The following is an 8,806-nucleotide window of genomic DNA, read 5'->3' on the forward strand; positions in this document are numbered from 1 at the left end:
TACTGCTATGGGAATTACACGGCTGCCCTAGAAAACATTACCCAAGTCAAACAGTATTTGATGGGAGTATCGGGATCAGCTTTTGTTCCCATTTTTCATTTTTATGCCGCCCTGACGCACCTGGCACTTTTTCCCGCACAGCCAGCAATTGAGCAAACTGAAATTATTGCCTTAGTGGAAACCCATCAAAGCACGCTGCAACAGTGGGCGCAAAATGCTCCGATGAATTATCTGCATAAATGGTATTTAGTGGAAGCAGAACGAAAACGAGTTTTGGGCAATAAAGCCGAGGCGATTGAAATGTACGATCGCGCAATTGAAGGAGCCAAAGAAAACAAATATGTTAATGACGAAGCCCTGGCCAACGAACTAGCAGCCAAATTCTACTGGGAATGGGGTAAAACAAAAGTTGCTCAAGCCTACATATTTGAGGCGTATTATTGTTATGTTGAATGGGGAGCCACTGCTAAGGTAACGGATTTAGAAACGCGATATCCCCAATTATTCGCCATAACTCAACCGGGAAGGAAAAATAGTCAAACTACCGTAGCAATGACAACGACTGGTTCGGGGAATCACCTAGATATCACCGCAGTCATGAAGGCTTCTCAGGCGATTTCTGGAGAAATTATGCTAGATAAGCTACTGTCTAGCTTGATGAAAATTTTGATGGAAAATGCAGGGGCGCAACGAGGCTATCTAATTTTGTTAAACCAGGGACAACTGTTCATTGAAGCAGAAGGGAAAATCGATGACGAACTCGTCACCGTGTTGCAGTCAATCCCCGTTGAAACCTGTCCAGAACTTGCTTCCGCAATTGTCAATTATGTGAGTCGCACTCAAGAAAGCGTGGTACTAGATGATGCTGCGCGATCGGGACAATTTACTAAGGACGCCCACATCCGAAAGCATCAGCCCAAATCAATTTTATGTGTACCGCTGATTAACCAATCTCAAGTCATTAGTATTGTTTACTTAGAAAATAATCTGACAGCGGGGGCTTTTACCCCTGAAAGAGTGGAACTATTAAAAGTGTTATCTGGACAAGCGGCTATCTCAATTCAAAATTCTAAGCTTTATACAGAATTACGCGAAAATGAAAGCAGGCTGGTTCAACTCAACAAAGCTTACGAGCGATTTATTCCCCATCAATTCCTCCAGTTTTTAGAGAAATCAAGCATCATTGATGTCGAATTGGGCGACCAAGTGCAGTTAGAAATGTCGGTGTTGTTTTCCGACATTCGCGACTTCACCACGCTTTCGGAAACTATGACGCCGGAGGATAATTTCAAATTTATCAATTCTTATCTCAGTCGCATGGAACCTGTCATTAATGAAAATAAGGGGTTTATCGACAAATATATTGGCGATGCGATTATGGCGCTATTTAGCGGCGAGGCGGATAATGCGGTGAAAGCGGGAATTGCTATGCTGCACCGTCTCGCTGAATACAATGAATACTGCGCTAACGCTGGCTGTGCACCGATTCAGATTGGGATTGGGATTAATACGGGTTCTTTGATGCTGGGAACTGTGGGCGGACCAAATCGCATGGACGGGACGGTAATTAGTGATGCCGTTAATTTAGCTTCTCGCGTGGAAAGTTTGACAAAAAATTATGGGGTTTCGCTGTTAATTACCCAGCCAACTTATACGCGCCTGAAAAATCCATCTCAGTACACAATCCGCACTCTAGACACGGTAAAAGTCAAGGGAAAATCCGAAGCTGTGACGATTTATGAGGTGTTTGATGCAGATCCGCCAGAAATTAAACAGACCAAGTTAGCTACGCTGGAATTGTTTGCAGAAGCTAGGGCACTTTACTCGGAAGGGAAGTTATTTGAAGCGGCGCGACTGTTTTCCGAGTGTTGGCGTCAGAATCCGGGCGATCGCGTTGCTAAAATTTACTGGGAACGATGTGAGTCTGCATTGGTGACTCGCACAAAAATCAAAGACAGGCTACACCATTTACATTAATCATAAAAGTCCCAAACTCGATCGCTACATTAAAAACTCAACATTTGTTACAAAAACAAAAAATTTTCCTTTTTAAGGTGCTATTCTATACACAAAGCTGGTGCTTTTTGAGTTAGCTTTAATTTTTACCATAAAAATCAATATGCTCTCTATTCCAGGCGTTGCCGTCCAGACACTTCTCTATGAAAGCGCCAACTCTCTGGTTTACCGAGCCATTCGGGAAGCAGATAACCAGCCGATTATCCTCAAACTCCTCAAAGAAAGCTACCCCACACCTCAAGAATTGGTGCGCTACCGCACCGAATACCGCATCACCCAAGAGCTAAAAGAGCCGGGAGTCGTGCGGGTTTATGACTTGCAAAAATACCAAAACAGCCTCGTGATGTTTGTGGAGGACTTTGGCGGCGAATCCTTGACAATTTGGATGCAGCAGCGAAAGTTTACTGTGGAGGAATTTTTACAAATTGCGATCGCCACCACGGAAGCATTAGGGCAAATTCACAGCGCCAATATTATCCACAAACAGATTAACCCTTCTAATATTGTTTACAACCCGGAAACGGAACAATTAAAAATTATTGACTTTGGCATTTCCACTCAGCTAAGCCGAGAAACACCGATACTGAAAAACCCCGGCATTCGGGAAGGAACCCTTGCTTACATCTCACCAGAACAAACTGGCAGAATGAATCGCTCTCTCGATTATCGAGCTGATTTTTACTCGCTCGGCGTCACCTTCTACGAATTGCTGACAGGAAAATTGCCTTTTGAGACGGAAGATGCTTTAGAGCTAGTTCACTGCCATATTGCCAGACAATCAGTTCCTCCGCACGAAATAGAGCCAGAAATTCCCCTAATTGTGTCTCAAATTGTCAGTAAATTGATGGCAAAAAATGCGGAAAACCGCTATCAAACAGCAGGGGGGCTAAAGCACGATCTAGAAATGTGTCGGGTTCAATTACAAGCAACGGGTAACATTGAGCAGTTTGCCTTGGGAACGGGGGATATTACCGACCGTTTCCTAATTCCCGAAAAGCTTTACGGTAGAAAAACAGAAGTTTCTAGTCTATTAGCAGCCTTTGAACGAGTCAGTACAGGTAGCGCCGAAATGATGTTGGTAGCTGGCTTATCGGGAATTGGTAAAACCGCAGTCGTAAACGAAGTCCATAAGCCGATAGCCCGACAGCGTGGCTATTTTATCAAAGGCAAATACGACCAATTTCAACGAAATATTCCTTTCAGTGCATTTGTGCAAGCATTCCGGGAATTGATGGGGCAATTATTATCAGAATCCGATGCTCAGTTACACACCTGGAAAACCCTGATTCTCACCGCAGTAGGCGAGAGTGGGCAAGTGCTGATTGAGGTGATTCCTGAGTTAGAACGCATTATTGGCGCTCAACCGACTGCACTAGAACTATCGGGGAGTGCAGCCCAAAATCGCTTCAATCTGCTCATGCAGAAATTTGTGCAAGTATTTACCACCGCCAAACATCCCTTAGTGATATTTCTGGACGATTTGCAGTGGGCAGATTCGGCATCGCTGAAATTGCTACAACTGTTGATGGAGGATACGGGACATCTGTTAGTATTGGGTGCTTATCGGGATAATGAGGTATCACCGGCTCATCCGTTTATGTTGACTGTGGATGAGATTGTGAAGTCTGGGGCAGTGGTGAATACGATTACCCTGCAACCGTTGAGTTTAGGAGATCTCAATCAGTTGGTAGCAGATACGCTGATTTGCGATTTATCTTTAGCCGGCCCCCTGACAGAATTGGTTTATCAAAAAACCCAAGGTAATCCCTTTTTCTCGACTCAATTCCTCAAGGCGTTGCATGAAGATGGTCAAATTATTTTTGACTGGAATGTACGGCATTGGCAGTGTGATATTGCTCAAGCTAGACTTGCCCATGCCTCGGATGTGGTGGAGTTTATGGCGGTGCAATTGCAGAAGTTGCCTGCCGAAACTCAGGATGTTCTCAAACTGGCGGCTTGCATTGGGGCGCAGTTTGATTTAGAGACATTGGCAGTAGTCAGCGAAGAATTACCAGAACAAACTGCATCATCACTCTGGAGAGCATTGCAAGAAGGACTCATTTTAGTGCTTGCAGAAGGCTATAAATGCTTCCTTCAAACAGATGCTCAATTCCCTCCTGGGTCTGTTGCTAATCCAACTTATAAGTTTCTGCACGATCGCGTCCAGCAAGCAGCTTATTCCCTAATACCCGAAAACCAAAAACCAGCCACTCATCTCAAAAATGGACAGTTACTACTACACAAATATTCGGACATAGAAAGAGAGGAAAAACTCTTTGATATTGTGGGGCATTTAAATCAAGGAATTGAGTTAATCAATCAATTAAGTGAACGAGAAGCCTTAGCCCAACTCAACTTAGAAGCGGGAGGTAAAGCCAGAAGTTCTACCGCCTACGCTGCGGCAAATATCTATCTACAAACGGGAATTGACCTACTGACATCTCAATGCTGGCAAAGTCAGTATGAATTGACATTAAATCTGTATGTGGCTGTTGCCGAAACAGCCTATTTGAATGCTGACATTGAGGCTATGGAACAGATGGCAGCGCAGGTTTTGCAAAAAGCTAAGACTATTTTAGACAAAATTAAAATTTACGAAATTCAAATTGCCGCTCATACAGGCCAGAGCAATGTGTTAGAAGCGATCGCCGTGGGTAGAAAGGCACTAAAACTATTAGGGGTTGAACTCCCGATTGAACCTAACGAAGCCTTGATTAGTAAAGCGCTACAAACCCTTGCGGGCCAACTTCAGGACAGACAGATTGAGGAACTCGTTGACCTACCTTTGATGACAAATTCCCAGACTCAAGCAGCCATGCAACTGTTAAGAAAGTTACCGGGATCGGTTTTCATTGGAATGCCGGGTTTACTGCCCCTGCTTAGCTCCACTATGGTGAGTTTATCGCTACAATTTGGGAATGCACCCGCATCAAGCGTGGGGTATGCAATTCATGGGGTGGTATTGTGTAGTTTTTTGGGAGAGGTAGAAACAGGCTATGCCTTTGGGCAATTGGCACTCTCATTGCTGGATCGGTTCAATGCACGGGAATTCAAGTCTATAATTCTGATTTTTTTTGGAGGTTTTATACAGCATCGCCAAGAAGCTCTCTTGGCAGTGATACCAACGCTGAAAGATGGCTATACTGCGGGCATGGAAACTGGCGATTTTCTATACGCTGGCTACAACATCAGTATTTACTTTAATACCCACTTTTTTGGTGGGGTAGAACTAGACTCTTGGGAACCCGAACTAGCAGGTTACTGTGCTGCCTTGGATCAGGTGAAGCAATATTCAGGTCGGGTTTATTTGGATATGACTCAGCAGACAGTGCAGAACTTGAGGGAAACCCGTATCCGGCCGGATTTATTAATAGGCTCTGCCTACGATGAAACGGTGATGATTCCCAAGTACCTGCAGAATAATGAACTCTCTGGGCTCGCCACTGCCTATATCTGCAAACTACTGCTTGCTTACTTGTTCGGGAATTACACCGCTGCCCTAGATTACATCGCCCAAGCCAAGGAGTATTTAATAGGAGCATCGGGACTGTTACATCTTCCCATTTTCCATTTCTATGCAGCCCTGACGCACCTGGCACTTTTTCCCACCCGCCCAGCAATTGAGCAAGCTCAAATTATTGCTGAGGTGGAAATTCATCAAACTACGCTGAAACAGTGGGCGCAAAATGCTCCCATGAATCATCTGCATAAATGGTATTTGGTGGAGGCCGAAAAACATCGCGTTTTGGGCAATAAAGCTGAGGCGATTGAAATGTACGATCGCGCCATCTCCCTCGCTAAAGAAAATCAATTTCTCAACGAAGAAGCCCTTGCCAACGAACTCGCAGCCAAATTTTACCTAGAATGGGGTAAAGAAAAATTTGCCCAACTCTACATGATTGAGGCATATTATTGTTATCTCCAATGGGGAGCCACTGCTAAGGTAACGGATTTAGAAACGCGATATCCACAGTTATTAAAACCAATACAACGGAAAAATAAAAATACTAGAACTACGGCAATAGTGACGACAACAGGTTCGGAATCTAACTTGGATATCACCACAGTAATCAAGGCAACGAGCGCAATTTCAGGTCAAATAATGCTAGATAAGCTACTGTCTAGCTTGATGAAAATTTTGATCGAAAGTGCAGGGGCGCAAAGAGGATATCTAATTTTATCAAGCCCGGAAAAGCTGTTAATAGAAGCTGAAGGGACAATAAATTCCCACCAAGTCACCGTGTTGCAGTCAATCCCAGTTGAAGATTGTCAAGAACTTTCCTCCGCAATTGTTAATTATGTCGCCCGCACTCAAGAAAGCGTGGTACTAGATGATGCTGTCCGAGCGGGACAATTTACCAACGACCCTTACATCCGAAAGCATCAGCCCAAATCAATTTTATGTGTGCCATTAATTAACCAATCTCAAATCGTCAGTATTGTTTACCTAGAAAACAATCTGACAGCGGGAGCTTTTACGCCAGAAAGAGTGGAACTATTAAAAGTGTTATCGGGACAAGCAGCTATCTCGATTCAAAATTCTAAACTCTATACAGAAGTACGCGAAAGTGAGAACAGACTGACTCAATTTTTAGAAGCAATTCCAGTGGGTGTGACAGTGCTGGATGCTTCTGGCAAACCTTACTATATTAATCGCGCTGCTATTCAATTATTGGGTAAAGGAGTTATTCCTGAAGTCACCAGCGAGCAAATACCAGAGGTTTATCAAATCTATCAAGCAGGAACAGAGCAGGAATATCCCTCTGCACAATTGCCCACTACGCGGGCGTTGAGTGGCGAAAGTGCCACTGTAGATGATATGGAAATTCACCAAGGCAACAAGATTATTCCGATCGAGGCTTGGGGTACACCAATCTATGATGAAAAGGACAACATTTCTTATGCAATTGTAGCCTTTCAAGATATCACGGAGCGCAAAAAAGCAGAAACTGAGCAAATAAGGTTTACCAATGAACTATTCCAACTAAACAAAGCTTACGAGCGTTTCGTCCCCAATCAATTCCTCCATTTTTTAGAGAAACCAAGCATTGTCGATGTCGAATTGGGCGACCAAGTGCAGTTAGAAATGTCGGTGCTATTTTCCGACATTCGCGACTTCACCACGCTTTCGGAGAGTATGACTCCGGAGGATAATTTTCAGTTTATTAATGCTTATTTATCTCGGATGGAATCTGCGATTATTCAAAATAATGGCTTTATTGATAAATATATTGGTGATGCGATTATGGCGCTATTTAGCGGTAATGCTGATAATGCAGTAAATGCCAGTATTGCCATGCTGCATCAACTTCAAGTATACAATCAAGAGCGGGTTAATTCTGGTTATGCCCCGATTAAGATTGGCATTGGCATTAATACTGGGAATTTAATGTTAGGCACGGTGGGCGGGCAAAATCGCATGGATACGACAGTAATTAGTGATGCGGTGAATTTAGCTTCTCGTGTGGAAGGATTAACAAAAAATTATGGTGTTGCTTTACTGATTACACAGCAAACTTTTAACAAATTAGCTAATCCTAGCAACTATGCTATGCGGATGATTGCTCAAGTTAGTGTTAAGGGAAAAGTAAACTTATCTACAATTTATGAAGTTTTTGAGGCAGATATTCCTGAAACAAAGCGAGGTAAATTAACAACAAAAAATTTATTTGATCGAGGTTTGAGCTTATACCGCCAACAAAAATTTATCGAAGCAACAGAATTTTTTGTTCAATGTTTAAGCTTCTGCCCTTCGGATCAAGTTGCTCAAATTTATTTGGAGTGGTGTGAACAAAAAAATATCACTTTAAATATCGAGCTATTAGAGAGAACTTTAGCATTAGTTAAACCTCGATCTGATGAATTTGTAAGTAACTTTTATGAAATACTTTTTGATAGTTCTTCTCAGATTAAAAGTCTTTTTATGAATACAAACATGGCACAGCAAAAAGAAAAGCTTTGGCAAAGCTTAGAAATAATTATTGAAAATTTACGGAAACCTCAGTTAATTAATGTTTTTGCTAAAGGATTAGGTGCAACTCATGCCAAATATGGCGTTTCAGTAGAACATTATCCTGTTGTGGCCAATGCACTCATTCAAGCCCTGAAGGCGCAGATGGGTTTAGAGTGGACACCTAAAACTGAAAAAGCTTGGGTAGAGGCTTATACAATTATTCAGTCAGCTATGATTGATGGCATGGCAGCTATGTGACCTGGATGATGTGTTTGATGCTGACCCGCTAGAAATCAAAGCGGGCAAGTTAGCTTCGCTGCAATTGTTTGCCGAAGCTTTGGAAATTTACTCGGAAGGGAAGTTAGCTAAAGCGGCGCGGCTGTTTGCCGAGTGTTGGCGTCAGAATCAGGGCGATCGCGTCTCTAAAATTTATTGGGAACGCTGTCAGTCTACTTTAACAAATCGCACAAAAATCAAAGACTGGCCACACAATTTAGATTAATGATAAAAGTCCAAAGCTCGATCGCTAAATTGTTGGAGGGGAGATCATTTTCAAAGTCTCATTCTTCACGTTTACCAATTTTGCCTGTTAATTTGTAGTGCATCGCCTTAAATTTTACCGCTTCTTTACTCCCTAAATCTTTCAATTTCCCTAACTAACTAGAAGCCAAATTGCCTCACACTATTGACATAACTTTGGTCAGATGTCTATTAATAATTCGTAAATTGCTAGGTCTGAAGGAACACAAAGCTCGACAAAAATAATTAGGGTTTGCTGAATAATTGATCGCAGACCACTAGCAGGAGCGATCGATATATTCAAGGTGAGTTAAATAT

Annotated in this window: 3 protein-coding genes; all 3 read left to right on the plus strand. The window is 42.7% G+C overall.

What is annotated here, in order from left to right:
• Positions 1-1,977, plus strand: a 1,977-nt coding sequence (locus QUA34_RS29275; RefSeq protein WP_333390949.1) for an adenylate/guanylate cyclase domain-containing protein, incomplete at its 5' end; no start/stop codon positions are given.
• 142 nt (positions 1,978-2,119) lie between these two features.
• The gene (locus QUA34_RS29280) at positions 2,120-8,227 is read left to right on the plus strand and encodes an AAA family ATPase (RefSeq protein ID WP_333390952.1); all 6,108 of its coding nucleotides are present in this window, start codon (positions 2,120-2,122) and stop codon (positions 8,225-8,227) included.
• The gene (locus tag QUA34_RS29285) at positions 8,208-8,471 is read left to right on the plus strand and encodes a hypothetical protein (protein WP_333390954.1); all 264 of its coding nucleotides are present in this window, start codon (positions 8,208-8,210) and stop codon (positions 8,469-8,471) included. Before QUA34_RS29280 ends, QUA34_RS29285 begins: the two co-directional genes overlap by 20 nt.
• The last annotated feature ends 335 nt before the right edge of the window (positions 8,472-8,806 follow it).

Origin of the sequence: Microcoleus sp. POL10_C6, assembly GCF_036701585.1 — a bacterium.
Classification (GTDB): Bacteria; Cyanobacteriota; Cyanobacteriia; order Cyanobacteriales; family Microcoleaceae; genus Microcoleus.

What these genes read in the sequence shown, in the direction of transcription:
- QUA34_RS29285 (WP_333390954.1), top strand. Translation starts at nt 8,208, where the DNA reads ATGGCATGGCAGCTATGTGACCTGGATGATGTGTTTGATGCTGACCCG.
- QUA34_RS29280 (WP_333390952.1), top strand. Translation starts at nt 2,120, where the DNA reads ATGCTCTCTATTCCAGGCGTTGCCGTCCAGACACTTCTCTATGAAAGC.